The organism is Mycobacterium sp. NGS45 (assembly GCF_059812645.1).
In genome coordinates this window covers 165,348-184,931 of record NZ_JCALDB010000009.1, presented here as the reverse complement: position 1 = coordinate 184,931, position 19,584 = coordinate 165,348, and the positions used below count along the sequence as shown (strand labels likewise).

The 19,584-nt window shown below is 68.7% G+C and carries 24 protein-coding genes; 22 read left to right on the top strand and 2 right to left on the bottom strand.

Going from position 1 to position 19,584, the window contains the following annotated elements:
• The first annotated feature begins 57 nt into the window (after positions 1-57).
• The 7 genes from mftA (at position 58) to mftG (ending at position 6,603) form a co-directional block, all read left to right on the top strand.
• On the top strand, positions 58-150 hold the full coding sequence (gene mftA, locus AC5Y3P_RS10880) for a mycofactocin precursor MftA (RefSeq protein ID WP_500045899.1): 93 nt from the start codon (positions 58-60) through the stop codon (positions 148-150).
• Positions 151-152: 2 nt separating this feature from the next.
• On the top strand, positions 153-488 hold the full coding sequence (gene mftB / locus AC5Y3P_RS10875; RefSeq protein WP_500045898.1) for a mycofactocin biosynthesis chaperone MftB: 336 nt from the start codon (positions 153-155) through the stop codon (positions 486-488).
• Positions 485-1,666 (top strand): mycofactocin radical SAM maturase, encoded by a 1,182-nt coding sequence (gene mftC / locus AC5Y3P_RS10870; RefSeq protein ID WP_500045897.1) that lies wholly within the window; start codon positions 485-487, stop codon positions 1,664-1,666. Before mftB ends, mftC begins: the two co-directional genes overlap by 4 nt.
• Positions 1,667-1,670: 4 nt before the next feature.
• Positions 1,671-2,864, top strand: coding sequence for a pre-mycofactocin synthase MftD (mftD, locus tag AC5Y3P_RS10865; RefSeq protein ID WP_500045896.1), 1,194 nt, complete (start codon positions 1,671-1,673; stop codon positions 2,862-2,864).
• A gap of 131 nt (positions 2,865-2,995) precedes the next feature.
• Positions 2,996-3,733 carry a mycofactocin biosynthesis peptidyl-dipeptidase MftE gene (gene mftE / locus AC5Y3P_RS10860; RefSeq protein WP_500045895.1) on the top strand — a complete coding sequence of 246 codons (738 nt, stop codon included), beginning with the start codon at positions 2,996-2,998 and terminating at the stop codon, positions 3,731-3,733.
• Positions 3,730-5,142: a mycofactocin biosynthesis glycosyltransferase MftF gene (mftF, locus tag AC5Y3P_RS10855; protein ID WP_500045894.1), complete on the top strand. Its 1,413-nt coding sequence runs from the start codon at positions 3,730-3,732 to the stop codon at positions 5,140-5,142. Before mftE ends, mftF begins: the two co-directional genes overlap by 4 nt.
• Positions 5,143-5,148: 6 nt before the next feature.
• Complete coding sequence (gene mftG, locus AC5Y3P_RS10850) at positions 5,149-6,603, top strand: mycofactocin dehydrogenase MftG (protein ID WP_500045893.1); 1,455 nt, start codon at positions 5,149-5,151, stop codon at positions 6,601-6,603.
• On the opposite strand, the gene AC5Y3P_RS10845 is transcribed toward mftG, so the two are convergent.
• Positions 6,512-8,170, bottom strand: a complete 1,659-nt coding sequence (locus AC5Y3P_RS10845; RefSeq protein ID WP_500045892.1) for an MFS transporter — start codon at positions 8,168-8,170, stop codon at positions 6,512-6,514. The genes mftG and AC5Y3P_RS10845 overlap by 92 nt on opposite strands.
• 93 nt (positions 8,171-8,263) lie before the next feature.
• Here AC5Y3P_RS10845 and AC5Y3P_RS10840 point away from each other — a divergent pair, with 93 nt between their 5' ends.
• A complete protein-coding gene (locus tag AC5Y3P_RS10840) occupies positions 8,264-8,887 on the top strand; it encodes a TetR/AcrR family transcriptional regulator (protein ID WP_500045891.1) in 624 nt (207 codons plus the stop codon).
• On the opposite strand, the gene AC5Y3P_RS10835 is transcribed toward AC5Y3P_RS10840, so the two are convergent.
• Positions 8,872-10,137 carry a cytochrome P450 gene (locus AC5Y3P_RS10835; protein WP_500045890.1) on the bottom strand — a complete coding sequence of 422 codons (1,266 nt, stop codon included), beginning with the start codon at positions 10,135-10,137 and terminating at the stop codon, positions 8,872-8,874. The two genes, AC5Y3P_RS10840 and AC5Y3P_RS10835, sit on opposite strands and share 16 nt — an antisense overlap.
• Positions 10,138-10,321: 184 nt before the next feature.
• Here AC5Y3P_RS10835 and AC5Y3P_RS10830 point away from each other — a divergent pair, with 184 nt between their 5' ends.
• The 14 genes from AC5Y3P_RS10830 to AC5Y3P_RS10765 all read left to right on the top strand — a co-directional run bounded on the left by AC5Y3P_RS10830 (position 10,322) and on the right by AC5Y3P_RS10765 (position 19,584).
• Complete coding sequence (locus tag AC5Y3P_RS10830) at positions 10,322-11,842, top strand: carboxylesterase/lipase family protein (protein WP_500045918.1); 1,521 nt, start codon at positions 10,322-10,324, stop codon at positions 11,840-11,842.
• 266 nt (positions 11,843-12,108) lie between these two features.
• Positions 12,109-12,414, top strand: coding sequence for a 30S ribosomal protein S10 (rpsJ, locus tag AC5Y3P_RS10825; RefSeq protein WP_003883485.1), 306 nt, complete (start codon positions 12,109-12,111; stop codon positions 12,412-12,414).
• A 12-nt stretch (positions 12,415-12,426) separates the two neighbouring features.
• Positions 12,427-13,080, top strand: a complete 654-nt coding sequence (rplC, locus tag AC5Y3P_RS10820) for a 50S ribosomal protein L3 (RefSeq protein WP_500045889.1) — start codon at positions 12,427-12,429, stop codon at positions 13,078-13,080.
• Between the two features lie 2 nt (positions 13,081-13,082).
• Positions 13,083-13,739, top strand: a complete 657-nt coding sequence (gene rplD / locus AC5Y3P_RS10815) for a 50S ribosomal protein L4 (protein ID WP_500045888.1) — start codon at positions 13,083-13,085, stop codon at positions 13,737-13,739.
• Positions 13,739-14,041, top strand: a complete 303-nt coding sequence (gene rplW / locus AC5Y3P_RS10810) for a 50S ribosomal protein L23 (RefSeq protein WP_500045887.1) — start codon at positions 13,739-13,741, stop codon at positions 14,039-14,041. The genes rplD and rplW overlap by 1 nt, the downstream gene beginning before the upstream one ends.
• A 28-nt stretch (positions 14,042-14,069) precedes the next feature.
• On the top strand, positions 14,070-14,906 hold the full coding sequence (rplB, locus tag AC5Y3P_RS10805; protein WP_500045886.1) for a 50S ribosomal protein L2: 837 nt from the start codon (positions 14,070-14,072) through the stop codon (positions 14,904-14,906).
• A 19-nt stretch (positions 14,907-14,925) separates the two neighbouring features.
• Entirely contained in the window at positions 14,926-15,207 is a 282-nt protein-coding gene (gene rpsS / locus AC5Y3P_RS10800; protein ID WP_003892827.1) for a 30S ribosomal protein S19, read from the top strand.
• A complete protein-coding gene (rplV, locus tag AC5Y3P_RS10795; protein WP_500045885.1) occupies positions 15,207-15,701 on the top strand; it encodes a 50S ribosomal protein L22 in 495 nt (164 codons plus the stop codon). The genes rpsS and rplV overlap by 1 nt, the downstream gene beginning before the upstream one ends.
• On the top strand, positions 15,701-16,534 hold the full coding sequence (rpsC, locus tag AC5Y3P_RS10790) for a 30S ribosomal protein S3 (protein ID WP_500045884.1): 834 nt from the start codon (positions 15,701-15,703) through the stop codon (positions 16,532-16,534). Before rplV ends, rpsC begins: the two co-directional genes overlap by 1 nt.
• 2 nt (positions 16,535-16,536) lie before the next feature.
• Complete coding sequence (gene rplP, locus AC5Y3P_RS10785) at positions 16,537-16,953, top strand: 50S ribosomal protein L16 (protein WP_500045883.1); 417 nt, start codon at positions 16,537-16,539, stop codon at positions 16,951-16,953.
• Complete coding sequence (gene rpmC, locus AC5Y3P_RS10780) at positions 16,953-17,186, top strand: 50S ribosomal protein L29 (protein WP_500045882.1); 234 nt, start codon at positions 16,953-16,955, stop codon at positions 17,184-17,186. The genes rplP and rpmC overlap by 1 nt, the downstream gene beginning before the upstream one ends.
• On the top strand, positions 17,186-17,497 hold the full coding sequence (rpsQ, locus tag AC5Y3P_RS10775) for a 30S ribosomal protein S17 (protein WP_500045881.1): 312 nt from the start codon (positions 17,186-17,188) through the stop codon (positions 17,495-17,497). The genes rpmC and rpsQ overlap by 1 nt, the downstream gene beginning before the upstream one ends.
• A gap of 141 nt (positions 17,498-17,638) precedes the next feature.
• A complete protein-coding gene (locus tag AC5Y3P_RS10770; protein WP_500045880.1) occupies positions 17,639-18,427 on the top strand; it encodes a hypothetical protein in 789 nt (262 codons plus the stop codon).
• 221 nt (positions 18,428-18,648) lie between these two features.
• Positions 18,649-19,584, top strand: coding sequence for a hypothetical protein (locus AC5Y3P_RS10765; RefSeq protein ID WP_500045879.1), 936 nt, complete (start codon positions 18,649-18,651; stop codon positions 19,582-19,584).

Below are 19,584 nucleotides of genomic sequence, written 5' to 3'. Positions count from 1 at the left end.
TTCTGTCCCGGCGAGGCCCGATGTGTCGAGTCTCACACGTTGAAAGGTGGATCATCAATGGAGCAGAACCAGCAGGTCACCGACACCGAACTGGTCTCCGAGTCGCTGGTGGAAGAGGTGTCCATCGACGGCATGTGCGGGGTCTACTGACCATGGCGGAGGCGCCGGTCGCGGCCGGGGTGGAACGCGCTCTCGCGTTCGACCCGGATCGCGGCTGGCGTCTGCACCCGCAGGTGGCGGTGCGGCCGGAACCATTCGGCGCGCTGCTCTACCACTTCGGCACCCGCAAGTTGTCCTTCCTGAAGAACCGCACCATCTTGGAATTGGTCTCCGCACTCGATGACCACCAGGACGTCCGATCCGCCTGTCGCGCAGCGGGTATCGACGACGATGCGCAAGAACCGTACTTACGGGCCCTGCAAGTGCTGGCCGGCTCGAACATGCTGATCCCCCGCTCGACATCTGGTGAAGACGAGGAGCAACCATGACCTCCGTGGCCCCCGTGCCCAGGCTGGTCGACCAGTTCGAACGTGGACTGGACGCCCCGATCTGCCTGACCTGGGAACTGACCTACGCGTGCAATCTGTCCTGCGTGCACTGCCTGTCCTCGTCGGGTAAGCGTGACCCGCGCGAGCTGAGCACCGAGCAGTGCAAGGCCATCATCGACGAACTGGAACGCATGCAGGTGTTCTACGTCAACATCGGTGGCGGCGAACCCACTGTGCGCTCGGACTTCTGGGAGCTGGTGGACTACGCCACCGAACACCACGTCGGGGTCAAGTTCTCCACCAACGGGGTTCGGATCACCGAGGAGGTGGCCGCCAAGCTGGCCGCCAGCGACTACGTCGACGTGCAGATCTCGCTGGACGGCGCCACCGCGGAGGTCAACGACGCGGTGCGCGGCCCCGGTTCGTTCGCGATGGCGGTGCGGGCCCTGGAGAATCTGCGCGCCGCGGGCTTCGCCGACGCCAAGATCTCGGTGGTGGTCACCCGGCACAACATCGACCAGCTCGACGACTTCAAGGCGCTGGCCGACCACTACGGTGCCACGCTGCGGATCACCCGGCTGCGTCCGTCCGGCCGCGGCGCCGACGTCTGGGATGACCTGCACCCCACCCCGGCGCAGCAGGTTCAGCTCTACGACTGGCTGGTGGCGCACGGTGAACGGGTGCTGACCGGCGACTCGTTCTTCCACCTGTCCGGGCTGGGCGAGCCCGGCGCGCTGGCCGGCCTGAACCTGTGCGGCGCCGGCCGGGTGGTCTGCCTGATCGACCCGGTGGGCGACGTGTACGCCTGCCCGTTCGCCATCCACGAGAACTTCCTGGCCGGAAACATCCTGACTGACAACGGATTTGCCAACATCTGGCAGAACTCGCAGCTGTTCGCCGACCTGCGCGCACCGCAGTCGCCGGGTGCCTGCGGCAGTTGCGGGCACTACGACGCCTGCCGCGGTGGCTGCATGGCGGCCAAGTTCTTCACCGGTCTGCCGATGGACGGCCCGGATCCCGAATGCGTGCAGGGCTATGGCGAACCCGCGTTGGCACTCGACCGGGACAAGCCCAAGTCCAGCGTCGACCACTCCCGCAGCGGCGGCCGCAAGGGGCCGATCCCGCTCAAGCTCCTGACCGTCCCGCCCAAGAAGTTCTGCAACGAAAGTCCAATCTGATCTCATGGCTCGTGATACCTGGTTCGAGACCGTCGCCATCGCCCAGCAGCGGGCCAAGAAGCGACTGCCCAAATCCGCCTACTCGTCGCTGATCTCGGCCAGCGAAAAGGGCGTGACGGTCTCCGACAACGTCGAGGCCTTCGCCGAACTCGGCTTCGCCCCGCATGTGGTGGGTGCCACCGAGAAGCGGGACCAGGCGACAACCGTGCTGGGACAGGAGATTTCGCTGCCCGTCATCATCTCGCCGACCGGTGTGCAGGCGGTCGACCCGGACGGTGAGGTGGCGGTGGCCAGGGCCGCGGCCGCGCGCGGCACCGCGATGGGGTTGTCCTCGTTCGCCTCCAAGCCGATGGAGGAGGTCACCGCGGTCAACGACAAGATCCTCTTCCAGATCTACTGGCTGGGCAGCCGCGACGAGATCGCCGAACGGGTGCAGCGCGCCAAGGATGCCGGCGCGAAGGGACTGATCGTCACCACCGACTGGAGTTTCAGCCACGGGCGGGACTGGGGCAGCCCGAAGATCCCCGAGCAGATGGATCTGCGCACCATGCTCAAGATGGCGCCCGAGGCGATCACCAAGCCACGCTGGTTCTTCAGCTTCGCCAAGACGCTGCGGCCACCGGACCTGCGGGTGCCCAACCAGGGCCGACGCGGTGAACGGGGACCCACCTTCTTCGAGGCCTACGGCCAGTGGATGGGCACCCCGCCGCCGACCTGGGAGGACATCGCCTGGCTGCGCGAGCAGTGGCCGGACGCGCCGTTCCTGCTCAAGGGCACCGTCCGCGTCGACGACGCCAAACGTGCTGTGGACGCCGGGGTTTCGGCAATCACGGTGTCCAACCACGGCGGCAACAACCTGGACGGCACGCCGGCGGCGATCCGCTGCCTGCCGGCCATCGCCGACGCCGTCGGCGACCAGATCGAGGTTTTGCTGGACGGCGGCGTCCGGCGAGGCAGCGACGTGGTCAAGGCCGTTGCTCTGGGTGCGCGTGCGGTGATGATCGGCCGGGCCTACCTGTGGGGCCTGGCGGCCAACGGGCAGGCCGGCGTGGAGAACGTGCTGGACATCTTGTCCGGCGGGATCGACTCGGCACTGCGCGGCCTGGGCAAGTCCTCGATCCACGACCTGACGCCCGAGGACATCCTGGCGCCGGACGGTTTCTTCCGTACGCTCGGGGTGCCGCGCGAGCAGAACTGAGTTTGGTTGATCGAGTCCAGATCGGCTGGTACGCGCGGGGCAGACGGGACGAACGTGAACGCCGCGTCGGCACCGGTCGGCAGCTCGGTGAAAGAAAATCATCTTGGGAACCAACAAGCGGTACACGCCAGGTGAATTCGGCTTACCATCGCGGGGTGGCATTGGCGGCTGAACTTGCGAATTCGACCTCGCAGCAGCTCAATGGCGCAGCACCTGTCGTGATCGTCCCGGTCGGATCCACCGAGCAGCACGGCCCTCACCTACCGCTGGACACCGACACCCGGATCGCATCCGCGGTGGCCCGCGGGGCCGTCGAGCGGCTGGGCACCGAGCCCGGCTGCCTGGTGGCACCTGCGCTGGCCTACGGCGCCAGCGGCGAGCATCAGGACTTTCCGGGCACCATCTCGATCGGCGTCGAAGTGTTGACCGAGCTGTTGGTGGAGTACGGCCGCTCGGCGTGTTGCTGGGCTGACCGGCTGGTATTCGTCAACGGTCACGGCGGCAACCTGGCTGCGCTGCGCGCCGCGGTCGGCACGTTGCGCGCCGAAGGCCGGGACGCCGCGTGGTGTCCGTGCCTGGTGCCCGGTGGTGATGCGCACGCCGGGCACACCGAAACCTCGCTATTGCTGCATCTTTCACCTGCCGACGTGCGGGTCGCCGAAGCCCGTCCGGGAAATGTGGCTCCGCTGGCCGAACTGCTGCCGACCGTGATCCGAGGGGGGATTGCCGCGGTGAGCGAACTGGGGGTACTGGGGGATCCGACCACGGCCACCGCGACGGCCGGTCAGCGGATCTTCGAGCAGATGGTGGCTGACTGCGCGGCTCGGATCCGACGCTGGACGCCGCAGGCCGACGGGTTGCTGACATGAGTCAACAGCGACTCCCCAACGGGTTTGCCGTGCAGGTGGATCGGCGGGTCCGGGTGCTGGGCCATGGTGCCGCGTTGCTCGGCGGTTCGCCGACCCGGCTGCTGCGCTTGGCGCCGGCCGCGCAAACTTTGCTCAGCGGCGGCCGGCTCGAGGTGCACGACGCGGTCAGCGCGCAACTGGCGCGCACCCTGCTGGACGCCACGGTGGCGCACCCGCGGCCAGCCGGTGGGCCGTCGTATCGCGCGGTGACGGTGGTAATCCCGGTGCGCGACAACCCATCTGGTGTGCACCGTTTGGTTTCGGTGCTGCGTGGGTTGCGGGTTCTGGTGGTCGACGACGGTTCGGTGACCCCGCTGACCTCGGCCGACTTTCATGAAACCTACTGCGAGGTCGAGGTGCTGCGGCTGCCGGTCAGCCGCGGTCCGGCCGCGGCCCGCAACGCCGGCCTGCGTGCGGCGCACACCGAGTACGTGGCCTTCCTGGACTCCGACGTGGTGCCGCGGCGCGGCTGGCTGGAGGCGCTGCTGGGGCACTTCTGCGATCCCGCGGTCGCGCTGGTGGCGCCGCGGATCGTCGGACTGACCCAGAACGAAAGCCTGGTCGCCCGCTACGAGGCGGTGCGCTCCTCATTGGACCTGGGCCAACGCGAAGCCCCGGTGGTGCCCTACGGCACGGTGTCCTATGTGCCCAGCGCGGCCATCATCTGCCGTCGCTCGGCGCTGCTGGACGTCGGCGGCTTCGACGAGGCGCTGCACTCCGGCGAAGACGTCGACCTGTGCTGGCGGCTGATCGAGTCCGGTGCCCGGCTGCGCTATGAACCGATTGCGCTGGTCGCCCACGAACATCGCACTGATCCACGGGAATGGCTGGCGCGCAAGGCGTTTTACGGCAGTTCGGCCGCACCGCTGGCCAGTCGGCACCCGGACAAGACCGCCCCGGTGCTGATCTCCGGAGCCACCATGCTGCTCTGGATCCTGCTGGCGCTCGGCTCCCGGCTGGGTTATCTGGGATCGCTGCTGGCTGCCGCGATCAGCGGGAGCCGGATCGCCCGGTCGATGCGGGCCCCGGAAACCCAGTTCGGTGACGTCGCGACGGTCGCGGCCCGCGGTGTCGGCGCGGCGGCGCTGCAGTTGGCGACCGCGGTGTGCCGGCACTACTGGCCGGTGGCGGTGACGGCCGCACTGTTCTCCCGACGCGTGCGCCGTGCGGTGCTGCTGGCCGCGATCCTGGACGGCCTGATCGATTGGCTCAAGCGCCGGCATGCCATCGAGGACGACGTCAAACCGATCGGGGTGCTGCCCTATCTGCTGCTCAAGCGGCTCGACGACCTGGCCTACGGTGCAGGTCTGTGGGCCGGAGTGGTACTGGAACGCAACCTCGGGCCGCTCAAGCCGCAGATCAAGGCCTGATCGGGGTTGACCGAAGCACCCCGCGCCGACGTCCTGATCGTCGGCACCGGTAGCGCCGGATCAGTGCTGGCCGAACGGCTTTCGCAGAATCCCGACTGCACGGTGCGGGCACTGGAAACCGGGCCGGGTCCGGCCGACCCCGGGGTCCGGGCACTCACCCGGGACGCCACCCGGCTGCCGGTCGGCACCGCGAGCCCGCTGGTGAACCGCTACACCAGCACCCTGACCGAGCAGCCGGCCCGCCAGGTGCAGCTGGTGCGCGGCAAGACGGTCGGCGGTTCCGGCGCGGTCAACGGCGGCTACTTCTGCCGTGCGGTACCGGCCGACTTCGCCGACTGGGATCTGCCGGGCTGGGGCTGGGACGAGGTGCTCGGGCACTTCTGTGTCATCGAAACCGACCTGGATCAGCGTGGCGCGGGGCACGGTAGCTGCGGTCCGGTGCAGGTCCAGCGCACCGCCGAAATCAACAGCAGCACAGCGCAGTTCGTGCAATCCGCGGCAGGCATGGGTTTCCCCTGGCTGACGGACCTGAACTCGGCCGATCAGTTCGGTCTGCCTGACGGCGTCGGTGCGGTACCGCTGAACATCGTCGACGGGGTCCGGATGGGTCCGGGCGCGGCGTTCCTGGAACCCGTGCTGGATCGGCCCAACCTGCACGTGCACAGCGGCACCCGAGTGGTCCGACTCCTGTTCAGCGGCACCAGGGTCAGCGGGGCGCTGGCGGTGCGCCCGGACGGGCAGGCCGTGACCTACCCGGCCGATCGAATCGTGCTGAGTGCCGGCGCGATCGGTTCGGCACACCTGCTGATGCTCTCCGGTATCGGGGAACCGGACATGCTGCGTGCGGCCGGGGTTGGAGTCCGAGTGGCCGCGCCGGTGGGGATGGCCAGCGTGGACCACCCGGAGTGGGTACTGCCCACCACCTGGGGCGTGCAGGCCGGCCGACCAGTGCTGGAAGTGGTGCTCAGTACCTCCGATGGCCTCGAAATCCGACCCTACACCGGTGGATTCGTCGCGATGGTGGGTGACGGGCCGGCCGGACATCCGGACTGGCCGCACGTCGGGGTGGCGCTGATGAAGCCGAACTCGCGCGGTCGGCTCACCCTGACCTCGCCGGATCCGGCCGTCCCGCCGCGCATCGAGCACCGCTACGACAGTGACCCGGCCGATCTGGCCGCACTGCGGTCCGGTGCTCAGCTGGTCAAGGAAATGCTGTCGGCCACAACGAATGTCGGCGAGCCAATCTGGTCCACCTCGCAGCATCTGTGCCGCACCGCGCCGATGGGCGCCGAGGGCGATCCGCACGCGGTGCTCGATGCGCGCTGCCGGGTGCGCGGGGTGGACGGACTGTGGGTGATCGACGGCTCGATCATGCCGTCGATTCCGAGTCGGGGTCCGCATGCGACGACGGTGATGCTGGCTCATCGGGCTGCCGAGTTCGTCGCCGGCGAGCTGACCTGAGCGCCCGGATCGGCGCCAGCTGCCGGCCGTCGCGGCCCGGGGCCCACAGCGCGATCAGGGTGGCCGCCACCGCCAGCACGATCGCCAGCGCGGTACCGGTGGCGCCCACCGCTTCCAGGAACGCCACCTTGCTCAGCTCGGCCAACTGCGCACCGGACGGTCCCATCCGCTCGGCCACTCCGAGCGCCTCACCGAGTGAGCGCAGCGCAGCTGCGCGCACCTCGGGTGGGAACGGGTTCAGGTGTGGCGCCAGCGAATCGGTGTACACCGAGGCCAACAGCGATCCGGTGAACGCGATACCCAGCGCCGCGCCGATCTCCCGGGTGGTGTCGTTGACCGCCGAGGCCACACCCTGCTTGCCGTCCGGTACCGAGGTCATGATCGCCGTGGTGGTGGGCGCGGTGCAGAAGCCGACGCCGGTGCTCAGGATGATCAGTGGCCAGGCGAGATCCCAGTACGGCGAGTCCAATTCGGTGAAGGTCATGCAGTAGAAGCCGGCCGCCACCAGCAGCAGGCCGACGAAGACCACCAGCCGCAGCCCCAGTTTGGGCAGATACCAGAACGACAATGCCGAGAGGACCAGCATCGGGCCGCACAGCGGGGCCAGCGCCACTGCGGTCTGGATCGGGTTGTAGCCCAGCACCAACTGGATGAACTGCATGGCCATGAAGAAGTAGCCGAACATCGCCAGGAAGAAGACGGTGATCCCGGCGGCTCCGGTGGCGAACCTCGGATCGCCGAACAGCCGGACATCCAACAGCGGATACCGTTGTCGCAGTTCGACATAGCCGAAAACGCCGGCGAGCAGCAGGCCGGCCGCCAGGCAGCCCCACACCATCGGATGGCTCCAGCCGCGCGCCGGGGCCTCCAGCATGCCGTACACGAAAAGTGCCACCGCGCAGGCGATCAGCACGGCGCCCCGCCAGTCCAGTGGCTTGCGTTCGGCATCGCGTGAGGTGCCCACGGTCAACGTCAACACGATCAGCAGCGCCGAGGACAGCGTGAACGCCCAGAAGATCGACGGCCACGGCCAGAAGTGCAGCAGGCCGCCGGTGCCGAGCATGCCGACCACCGCGCCGCTGCCGGCCACCCCGGCCCAGATCCCGACCGCTTTGGTGCGTTGCTCGGCCGGATAGGCCGACGTCAACAGCGACAGGGTGGACGGAAAGATGAACGCCGAGCCCACGCCGGCCGCTGCGCGCGCCAGGATCAGCGCAGTGGGGGAGGCCCACAGGATCGGCGCCGCCGAGGCCAGGCAGAACACCACCAGGCCGAACACCATCGCGCCCCGTCGTCCGAACCGGTCACCGATCGCGCCGGCCGGCAGCAGCAGACAGGCCATCGCCAGCGTGTAGCTGTCCACGATCCAGGTCAGCTGGGTCTGGGTGGCCGAGGTGTCCAACGCCAGTTCGCCCAGCGCGGTGTTCAAGGCGATCATCGACGAGATCACCAGCAGCACGCCGAGGCACGCCACGATCAGGGTCCAGACCCGCCGACGCGATGTACCCAGGCTGGACCCACCGTCCGGATCGGTAATCTGAGGTCGCTGAACGGAAGTATCGACCATGCGGTGCGCCCTTCAGCCGAGACCAACAGTCTTAGTGCGAGACTAACAGTCTTGTAGAGATCGGGGATGGCATTCGCAAGAGGGGCGCGAGGAATGAGCAGCGAGCGTACTGACCCGCGGCCGGCGCGCTCCCGGGCCCGGCTGCTGGAGGCCGCCAGCGCGCTGCTGCAGTCCGGCGGTCCCAGCGCGGTGACCGTCGACGCCGTACTGCGCGGCGCCAACGTCGCCCGCGCCACGCTGTACCGGCACTTCCCGTCCGGCAACGACCTGTTGGCCGCGGCCTTCCACAGCATGATCCCGCCGGCGCCGATGCCGCCCGAAGAGGGCACGCTGGCCGAGCGGCTCACCGCGTTGCTGCTGGCCTGGGCCGACCACATCGCCGAGGCGCCGGCGCTGCTGACCGCGATGAACTGGCTGGCGCTGGGCCGCGACCTGGATCAGATGCCCGAGGTCAACTCCGACAGCTCCGAGATCCGCACCCTGCGGGAACGCATCGCCCAGCAGTACGCCGCACCGTTCGACGCGGTCTTCGACAGCCCGCAGGCCCAGGCCGAACTCGTCGAGTTCGACCGGGCCACCGCAATCACGCTGCTGCTCGGCCCGTTGGTCACCGCCAAGCTGAGCACCCTGGCCACTCCGGACTACCGCGAGACGGTGCGGGTGGCCGTCACCGGTTTCCTACACGTCTACGGCAGACCCGCTCAGCGCAGCGAGTAGCGGATCGGCAGGCTCTTGAGGCCGCCGACGAACGTGGTCGCCGACCGTTTCGGCTCGCCGGCCAGCTCGATCGACTCCAGCCGCGGGATCAGCTCGGTGAACAGGCTGTTCATCTCCATCCGGGCCAGCGCCGCGCCCAGACAGAAGTGCACGCCGTAGCCGAACGACACATGCTTGTTCGGGTCGCGGCCGACGTCGAACTGGAACGGATTGTCGAAGACGTCCTCGTCGCGGTTGCCGGACACATACGCCAGGTACACCGACTCGCCCTTGGCGATCGGCACGCCGCGCACCTCGGTGTCGGCGGTCGCGGTGCGCATGAACTCCTTGACCGGTGTGCTCCACCGGATCATCTCCTCGACCGCCAGCGGCATCAGGCTCATGTCGTTGCGCAACCGCTGCAGCTGATCGGGGTTCTCGATCAGGGCGAGCAGCCCACCGGAGATGGCGTCCTTGGTGGTGTCGTGCCCGGCGCTGGCCACGATCACGTAGTAGGACACGGTCTCCATGTCCGACATCGGCGCACCGTTGATGGTGCCGTTGGCGATCGCCGAGGCCAGGTCGTCGGTCGGGTTCTCCCGGCGCGACGCGGTCAGCGCGTTGAAATAGCTGAAGAAGTCCAGCAGCACCGCGATCATGTCCTCGGGGGTGCCGCCGCGCTGATGTTCGTCGTCGTCGCCGCCGAACATCTCCTGGGTCAGCTTCAGCATCCGCGGGAAGTCGTCCTCCGGCAGCCCGAGCAGCGACAGGATCACGTATAGCGGGTAGTTGATCGCGATCTCGGTGACGAAGTCACACTCCGGGCCGATGTCGCGCATCCGGTCGACGTAGCGTTTGGCCAGCTCGTCGACGCGCACCTTGAGCGCGCGCATGGCCTTCGGCCGGAACCAGTCGGCGCCGATCTTGCGCACGTCGCGGTGCTGCGGATCGTCCATGTGGATCAGCGTCTCCAGCCCGATGCCGGCCTCCCGGTCGGCCATCAGCCGGTCGTCCAGCGCGGCCGGCGCCAGCAGCGGCCGCGGTGCGCTGATCCACAGTTCGTTGTCGCGCTCGATGTCCATGATGTCGGCGTGCTTGGTGATCGCCCAGAACGGGCGGTACCGGGGCGGGTTGTCCACCCAGGCCACCGGCGCGTTGGCGCGCAACCAGGTCAGCGCGGTGTGCAACCGGTCGTCGTCGGCGTAGGCGGCCGGGTCGGCGAGCACCAGGCCCTGCTCGGGCTGCGGGCGGGTGGCGGTCGGGGTGGACATTGCGGCTCCTCGCGGACTGGGGGAGTTGACGGGTGTCAAGAGAATTAGAGTTATTCAACCCGGCTTTGGCAACAACATCCAGGAAACGGATGACTTTGGTCCCGAAACCCGCGCTGCCGCTGCCGTACGCTCGGTGCTCGTGGGGCGCGGCCCGCTACGACGGATCCTGGTCATCGCTGCGGCGATGGGTCTGATCAGTTGCGCGGCCCCCTCGGCGCCGGCGCCGGCGCCGGCCGACCCGGCCGTCGTGCACACCGCGGCCGGAGCGGTACGCGGAGTGGTCGAACCCGGCTACCGACTCTTCCAAGGCGTTCCGTACGCAGCAGCCCCGGTCGGTGCGCTGCGCTGGGCCGCGCCGCAACCGGCGCCGGCCTGGTCCGGCATCCGCAACGCGACCAGCCCGGGCGCGCGTTGCATCCAGGACACCGCGGCCGATCCCGGCTTCGGGCTGCGCACCGACGAAGACTGCCTGTCGCTCAACGTCTGGACCCCGACCGGCGCCGAGGCCCGTCCGGTGCTGGTGTGGATCCACGGCGGGGCCTTCCTCAACGGCAGCGCCGACATCTATCACGCGGCCTGGCTGGCCACCCGCGGTGATCTCGTCGTGGTCACCGTCAACTACCGGCTCGGTGCACTCGGTTTCCTGGCCCACCCCGCGTTCGGCGCCGACGCTGCCGTCGGCAACTACGGTCTGGCCGATCAGCAGGCCGCCCTGCGCTGGGTGCGCGACAACATCGCCGCATTCGGCGGCGACCCGGATCGGGTCACGGTGGCCGGCCAGTCCGCCGGCGCGGTCTCGGTGTGCGACCACCTGGTCTCGCCGGAATCCGCCGGCCTGTTCGGCGCCGCGATCCTGCACAGCGGGCCGTGTGCGGACCCGATCGAACTGCCCGCGGCGCAGCAGCTCAGCGCCGAGTACGCCGAAAGCCTGGGTTGTCCCGACGACGAGCACGCCGCGGCCTGCCTGCGGGCGTTGCCGGCGCGGGCGCTGATCGCGCCGCTGCGCTACACCCCGCTGGGCGGGGAGCGGCTCAGCGGACCGGTGGCGGACACCCCGCTGCTGCCCGAGGATCCGATGGCCGCGATGGCAGCCGGGCGGGCCGCGCCGGTGCCGGTGCTGATCGGCACCACCCGCGACGAGTTCACCCTGTTCGTCGCGCTGCGGTATCTGCGCGAGCACCGGCTGCCGACCGTCGCGCAGTATCCGGCGCTGCTGGCCGAAGCGTTCCCGGGCCGGGACGCCGCGGCCATCGCCGCGCAATACCCACCCGCCGGCTACGACGGCGGTGTGCCGTTGGCGTACGCCGCCGCGGTCACCGACGGGTTGTTCGCGTGCGTCGCCGATCGGATCGCCGCGGACCTGTCGGCGGCCGCGCCGGTCTACACCTACCAGTTCGACGACCGCACCGTGCCGGCGCCGGATCCGCTGCGCGCCGTGCCGTTCGACGTCGGCGCCACCCACTCGCTGGAGTTGCGCTATCTGTTCGACGTCGGCGGGGCGCCCGCGCTGAACCCGGCGCAGCAGAAGTTGTCCGAGCAGATGATCGACTACTGGAGCCGGTTTGTGGCCACCGGAAGTCCCGACGGCCAAGCCTGGCCGGCCCGCACCGGCGCCGACGCTCCGGTGCTGTCCTTGCAACTCGGCGGCAACCAACTGCGCACCGATTTCGGCGTGCAGCATCACTGCGATTTCTGGGCCCACTGAAGCGCCCGCAGGGATTTGGAGCATGGCCCGATCTAGGGCATACTGTTCGGGTTGCCTTGCGGCGGGTTCGCCTGCTCGGGGCGCGACCGGCGCCCGCACGGGCGCGTCCGGTCCCCAACATCAATTTCGGGCGACACGCCCGATTGCGGGGGTCGGTGAACCACAGACAGGTAAACAGCGGCGGCATCCGAGCGCGTACGCGCCGGAGACGACTGGGTAGACCAGCGGCCCTTCTTGGGGCCAGAGAGTAGTGAGGTAGGAGAAGCGTGGCGGGACAAAAGATCCGCATCAGGCTCAAGGCCTACGACCACGAGGCGATCGACGCCTCGGCGCGCAAGATCGTGGAGACGGTCACCCGTACCGGCGCCAGCGTGGTTGGTCCGGTGCCGCTGCCGACCGAGAAGAACGTGTACTGCGTCATCCGGTCTCCGCACAAGTACAAGGACTCGCGCGAGCACTTCGAGATGCGTACGCACAAGCGCCTGATCGACATCCTCGACCCGACGCCGAAGACCGTTGACGCCTTGATGCGCATCGATCTGCCGGCCAGCGTCGACGTGAACATCCAGTAGGAGACCCAAGAAATGGCACGTAAAGGCATCCTGGGCACCAAGCTGGGCATGACGCAGGTGTTCGATGAGAACAACAAGGTCGTTCCCGTGACGGTCGTCAAGGCCGGGCCCAACGTTGTGACGCGCATCCGCACGCCGGAGCGCGACGGTTACAGCGCAGTGCAACTCGCCTACGGCGAGATCAGCCCGCGCAAGGTGAACAAGCCGCTCACCGGTCAGTACACCGCCGCCGGGGTCAACCCGCGTCGGCACCTCGCCGAGCTGCGGCTCGACGACGAGACCGCGGCCGGTGAGTACGAGGTGGGTCAGGAACTGACCGCCGAGATCTTCGCCGACGGCAGCTACGTCGACGTCACCGGCACCTCTAAGGGCAAGGGCTTCGCCGGCACCATGAAGCGGCACGGCTTTTCCGGCCAGGGTGCCAGCCACGGTGCCCAGGCGGTGCACCGCCGGCCCGGTTCGATCGGTGGCTGTGCCACCCCGGGCCGCGTCTTCAAGGGCACCCGGATGTCGGGCCGGATGGGCAACGACAAGGTGACCACCCAGAACCTGAAGGTGCACAAGGTCGACGCCGAGAACGGCGTGCTGCTGATCAAGGGCGCCATCCCCGGACGCAACGGCGGACTGGTCATGGTTCGCAGTGCGATCAAACGAGGTGAGAAGTAGTCATGGCACTCGCAATCGACGTTCGTACCCCGGACGGCAAGAAGGAAGGCACGGTCGAACTGCCGGCCGCCCTCTTCGACGTCGAACCCAACATCGCGCTGATGCACCAGGTGGTCACCGCGCAGCTGGCCGCCAAGCGGCAGGGCACGCACTCCACCAAGACCCGCGGCGAGGTCCGCGGCGGTGGCAAGAAGCCCTACCGGCAGAAGGGCACCGGTCGCGCCCGCCAGGGTTCGACCCGCGCTCCGCAGTTCACCGGTGGTGGCATCGTGCACGGCCCCAAGCCGCGCGACTACAGCCAGCGCACGCCCAAGAAGATGATCGCCGCCGCGGTGCGCGGTGCGCTCTCCGACCGGGCCCGCAACGACCGGATCCACGCGATCACCGAACTGGTCAGCGGTCAGACCCCGTCGACCAAGAGCGCCAAGGCGTTCCTGGCCGATCTGACCGGTAACAAGAAGGTGCTGCTGGTGATCGGCCGCACCGACGAGGTCGGCCAGCTCAGCGCCCGCAACCTGCCCGGTGTGCACATCATCTCGCCGGACCAGCTCAACACCTACGACGTGCTCAACGCCGACGACGTGGTGTTCAGCGTCGAAGCGCTGCACGCCTACATCGAGGCCAACGCCGCGAACCAGACTGAGGAGGTGTCGGCCTGATGGCAAGCCTGTCCAGCCCCCACGACGTGATCCTCGCCCCGGTGATCTCGGAGAAGTCCTACGGGCTGATCGAGAACAATGTGTACACCTTCGTGGTGCACCCGGATTCGAACAAGACGCAGATCAAGATCGCGATCGAGAAGATCTTCGACGTCAAGGTCGATTCGGTGAACACCGCCAACCGGCAGGGCAAGCGCAAGCGCACCCGGGCCGGCTTCGGAAAGCGCAAGAGCACCAAGCGCGCGATCGTGACCCTGGCCGCCGGCAGCAAGCCGATCGACGTGTTCGAAACGCCGGCCTGAGGCCCAGGAATCAGAGGACTGAACTGACATGGGAATTCGCAAGTACAAGCCGACGACCCCGGGTCGCCGCGGTGCCAGCGTCTCCGACTTCGCCGAGATCACCCGTGATCACCCGGAGAAGTCGTTGGTGCGCCCGCTGCACGGCAAGGGCGGTCGTAACGCGCACGGTCGGATCACCACCCGGCACAAGGGTGGCGGTCACAAGCGCGCCTACCGGGTGATCGACTTCCGTCGGCACGACAAGGACGGCGTCAACGCCAAGGTCGCGCACATCGAGTACGACCCGAACCGCACCGCCAACATCGCCCTGCTGCACTACCTGGACGGTGAGAAGCGCTACATCATTGCCCCGGAAGGCATTTCGCAGGGCGATGTGATCGAGTCGGGCGCCAACGCCGACATCAAGCCGGGCAACAACCTGCCGCTGCGCAACATCCCGGCCGGCACCGTGATCCACGCCGTGGAGCTGCGGCCCGGCGGCGGCGCCAAGCTGGCCCGCAGCGCCGGTGTCAGCATCCAGCTGCTCGGTAAGGAAGGCGCCTACGCCTCGCTGCGGATGCCCTCGGGTGAGATCCGTCGCGTCGACGTGCGCTGCCGCGCCACCGTCGGTGAGGTGGGCAACGCCGAGCAGGCCAACATCAACTGGGGCAAGGCCGGCCGGATGCGCTGGAAGGGCAAGCGTCCCAGCGTCCGCGGTGTCGTGATGAACCCGGTCGACCACCCGCACGGTGGTGGTGAAGGCAAGACCTCCGGTGGTCGCCACCCGGTCAGCCCGTGGGGTAAGCCCGAGGGCCGCACCCGCAAGCCCAACAAGCCGAGCGACAAGCTCATCGTCCGACGCCGGCGCACCGGCAAGAAGCGCTAAGGCCGGAAAGGAATAGACGATGCCTCGTAGCCTCAAGAAGGGTCCGTTCGTCGACGACCATCTGCTCAAGAAGGTCGACGTCCAGAACGAGAAGAACACCAAGCAGGTCATCAAGACCTGGTCGCGTCGGTCCACCATCATCCCGGACTTCATCGGGCACACCTTCGCCGTCCACGACGGTCGCAAGCATGTCCCGGTGTTCGTCACCGAGGCGATGGTCGGTCACAAGCTGGGCGAGTTCGCCCCGACGCGGACCTTCAAGGGTCACATCAAGGACGACCGGAAGAGTAAGCGGCGCTAATGACTACGACTACTGAGTATCCGTCCGCAACCGCGCAGGCCCGTTTCGTGCGGGTCTCGGCGACCAAGGCGCGCCGGGTCATCGATCTGGTCCGCGGCAAGTCCGTCGCCGAGGCGCTGGACATCCTGCGCTGGGCGCCGCAGTCCGCCAGCGAGCCGGTCGCCAAGGTGATCGCCAGCGCTGCCGCCAACGCGCAGAACAACGAGGGTCTGGACCCGGCCACCCTGGTGGTCGCCACGGTCTACGCCGACGAGGGCCCCACCGCCAAGCGCATCCGGCCGCGCGCGCAGGGGCGCGCGTTCCGGATCCGTAAGCGCACCAGCCACATCACGGTGATCGTGGAGAGCCGGCCGCCGAAGAACAAGGGTGGCCGCGGCGCAGACTCGGCGGCTTCGGCACGTTCCCGTCGTGCGCAGGCCAGCAAGGCCGCCGCGAAGAAGGCTGCCCCCAAGACCACCGAGGCCTCCGCAGAGGTGAAGGGAGGCTCGCAGTAGTGGGCCAGAAGATCAACCCGCACGGTTTCCGGCTCGGTATCACCACCGACTGGAAGTCCCGCTGGTACGCCGACAAGCAGTACGCGGACTACGTCAAGGAAGACGTCGCGATCCGCAAGCTGCTGGCCACCGGCCTGGAGCGCGCCGGCATCGCCGACGTGCAGATCGAGCGCACCCGTGACCGGGTGCGGGTGGACATCCACACCGCGCGTCCGGGCATCGTGATCGGCCGCCGCGGCACCGAGGCCGACCGGATCCGGGCCGACCTGGAGAAGCTGACCGGCAAGCAGGTCCAGCTCAACATCCTCGAGGTCAAGAACCCCGAGGCGCAGGCCCAGCTGGTCGCTCAGGGTGTCGCCGAGCAGCTGAGCAACCGCGTGGCGTTCCGTCGCGCGATGCGCAAGGCGATCCAGTCGGCGATGCGTCAGCCCAACGTCAAGGGCATCCGGGTGCAGTGCTCGGGTCGACTCGGCGGTGCGGAGATGAGCCGTTCGGAGTTCTACCGCGAGGGGCGGGTGCCGCTGCACACGCTGCGCGCCGACATCGATTACGGCCTGTACGAGGCCAAGACCACCTTCGGCCGGATCGGCGTGAAGGTGTGGATCTACAAGGGCGACGTCGTCGGTGGCAAGCGTGAGCTGGCCGCCGCCGCACCCGCCGCTGACCGGCCGCGCCGGGAGCGCCCGTCGGGCAGCCGGCCGCGTCGCAGCGGTTCGTCGGGCACCACGGCCACCAGCACCGAGGCCGGCCGGGCCGCGACCGAGGACACGGCTGCCACCGCATCCGCCGCACCCGCGGCGGAGGCACCGGCAGCAGAGAGCACGGAGAGCTAGTCATGCTGATTCCCCGCAAGGTCAAGCACCGCAAGCAGCACCACCCGCGGCAGCGTGGGCTAGCCAGTGGCGGCACCACGGTGGCGTTCGGTGAGTACGGCATCCAGGCGCTCGAGCACGCCTACATCACCAACCGGCAGATCGAGTCCGCGCGTATCGCCATCAACCGGCACATCAAGCGTGGCGGCAAGGTGTGGATCAACATCTTCCCGGACCGCCCGCTGACCAAGAAGCCGGCCGAAACCCGGATGGGCTCCGGTAAGGGTTCGCCGGAGTGGTGGGTGGCCAACGTCAAGCCCGGACGCGTGCTGTTCGAGCTGAGTTACCCCAATGAAGAGATCGCCCGGGCCGCACTGACCCGCGCGATGCACAAGTTGCCGATCAAGGCACGCATCGTTACCCGAGAGGAGCAGTTCTGATGGCAGTGGGAGTGTCCGCCGGCGAACTGCGCGAGCTCACCGACGAAGAGCTGACCGAGCGCGTCCGCGAGTCCAAGGAAGAGCTGTTCAAGCTGCGCTTCCAGATGGCGACCGGCCAGCTCGACAACAACCGTCGGCTGCGCACGGTGCGGCAGGAGATTGCGCGCGTCTACACGGTGCTGCGCGAACGTGAACTGGGCCTGGCCAGCGGGCCCGCAGGTGAGGAAGCGTAATGGCAGAGACGAAGACCGAGGGCGCCAAGGGCCCGAAGAACACGCCCCGGACCGAGAAGCCGCGCGGCCGTCGTAAGACTGCCATCGGCTACGTGGTCAGCGACAAGATGCAGAAGACCATCGTCGTCGAGCTGGAGGATCGCAAGATGCACCCGCTCTACGGCAAGATCATCCGCACCACCAAGAAGGTCAAGGCGCACGACGAGAACGAGGACGCCGGCATCGGCGACCGGGTCTCGTTGATGGAGACCCGACCGACCTCGGCGACCAAGCGCTGGCGCCTGGTCGAGGTGCTGGAGAGGGCCAAGTAGGTCTAAAGCCCCACAGATGCCCCCGGAACGAGAAGTTCCCGGGGGCATTTCTGGTTTTCCGGACCGGTGCTGCGGGTTCCGCTCGATAACATCCGCGCGACTTGGTCTGTCGACGACGCCGGACTGCCTACTCTTTCTGCGATGAAGCAGCAAATTTGCGCCCTGATCTGCAGTCTGGTGCTGGCGATCGGGCCGGCCGGCCTGGTGCCGACCGCGTCGGCTGATCCCGCGGCCGAACCCGCGCCGGCCGGCCTGCAGACCGTGGCGCTGACCGACCTGGGCTCGGAGCGCGACGTGCTGTTCTACGGGCAGATCGGCACCGAGACCCTCACCATCCCGGTACCTCGCGGTATGACGCCGGCGACGCTGAACGCCGTCACCCAACTCCCGGTGAACGTCAGCAGCGGAACCCTGACCGTGATCCAGGACGACCGGGTGCTCGCCCGGGTGGAGGTGCCGCCGGTACCCGGCCCGGTGGTGCTGCCGCTGCAGGGCGCCCGGGTGGAGGAGAACGCGGTCTCGGTGCTGCTGCGCAGCTATCTGCTCCCGGTCGACGGCTACTGCCTGGACCCGACCAACCCGCTGCGGCTGACCGAGGCGTCGGTCAGCTTCACCGGCCGGGAGACCGAACCCACCGTGGTCGCCGACTTCCTGCCGCCGGTGCTGCGGCGGGCGGTGATCCACCTGGGCGCGCAGCCCACCAACGCCGAGTCCGACGCCGCGGTCAAGCTGGCGACCGCACTGGCGGCCCGCTACCGCGGGCAGAACCCGGAGATCTTCGTGCGGCGCTGGGACCGCAACCAGCCGCCGGCGGTCAGCACAGCGCCCTTCGAGCGACACCTGGTGATCGCCGAGGGCAGCGGACCCGGGGGTTTCGCTGTACGGCGACCCGGCCGCACCGGCGCTGCTGATCGCGGGCCCGGCGCATGAGCTAATGAACCAGACCCGGCTGCTGACCAGCAACCTGGGCCGGTTCGCGCTGAGCTCCAAGGCCGTCGCCGGTCCGCTCAACGTGACACCGCAGTTGCCGGGCAACGAGACCACGCTGCGCAAACTGGGCCAGCCCGGGGTGAACGCCACTGCGCTGAACCCGCAGGTGGGTATTTCGCTGGACCAGACCCCGGCTGGGCCGCTCCGCGCACGACCTGCGGGTGCACCTGCAGGGCTCCTACACACCGCTGCCCGGCGACATCGGCGGCCAACTGGTCGCCTCGGTCGGCAACGAGACGATCGACCGGTGGCCGGCCACCCCCGACGGCGTGGTGGACCGCTGGGTGGACGTGCCGGACCGGTTGCTGCAGCGGTTCACCACGCTGGCCGTGCAGGTGAACATCTCCGGCAACACCGGACGCTGCGGCGAATTCCAGCCCATCACGCCGACCATCGACGGTGAGACCGTGGTGACCAGCCGGCCGGCCCGACCGCCGGTCCCGGAAGGGTTTCAGTCGCTGCCGCAGGCGCTGATGCCGCGCGTGCTGGTCGGGATCAACGACGACACGTTCGGCGACACCGTGCGCGCGGTGGCGATCATGACCGGACTGCAGCGGCTCAGCGCGCTGCCGATCGACACCGCCGTGGTGCCGGTCGGTGAGGCGCTGGACGCGGCCGGCCCGGCCGTGCTGATCTCGCCCGACGGGTGGGACCATCCCGACATCGAGTTACCGATCCGCGAACCCGACACGGTACCGACCACCATCGACGGTTTCGACGACGCCGGCGAACCGACCACGGTGACCCTGGTGCCCGAGTTGCGCTTCGCGTCGCTGCAGACGGTGTACCAGCGCGACCGGACGCTGTTCATCGCCAGCAGCAACGGCGCCCCCGGACAACTCGACGACCTGCTGAGCTGGCTCGGCTCCGACGAGCGGCGGTGGTCGGTGATCAACGGGGTGGCCCTGATCTCGGTACCGGACCGCGATCCGATCGCGATCGACGTTGCCGACAGCTCCGCGTTGGGGGCGCAGGAAGACGTCGCGGACGCCAGCACCGCGCCCTGGTGGTGGCTCGGTGGCGGGCTGCTGGCCGCGGTCGCGCTGATCACCGGGTGGCGGGTGCTGGCCGAGCGGCGCAAGGAGCGGACCGGCTGA